The sequence below is a fragment of the Streptomyces sp. ADMS genome (assembly GCF_033441795.1).
In the GTDB taxonomy this organism is placed as follows: Bacteria; Actinomycetota; Actinomycetes; order Streptomycetales; family Streptomycetaceae; genus Streptomyces.
Genome location: NZ_JAVFVX010000567.1, coordinates 1 through 274, shown reverse-complemented (window position 1 = coordinate 274; position 274 = coordinate 1). Strand labels below are relative to the sequence as shown.

The 274-nt window shown below is 71.2% G+C and carries 1 pseudogene; it reads left to right on the top strand.

The window, feature by feature from the left end:
• A pseudogene (locus RB628_RS42025) lies at positions 1–274 on the top strand (hypothetical protein); the annotation flags it as partial.

Sequence of the window (274 nt, the reverse complement as noted above, 5' to 3'; positions counted from 1 at the left end):
ACATCGTGCTGCACCTGCCCGGCCGCACCCCGTTCGCGGTGTCCGAGGACGAGTTCCTGGCGCTGCTGGACCTGGACCCGGCGCTGCGTACAACGCCCTTGGGTACGCCCGTCCTGTTCCTGACCTCTGGTCCCGGGGTCCTGAGGGCGGAGGTGGTGCAGCGGTTCGCCGAGCGCACCGGCCGTCCCGCCTACGGCTACGACGCGCCGATTATGTTGACCGCCGCCGATCCGTCGGCCCCGCTCACCATCGTCGCTCTCCTGGACCCGGCCAC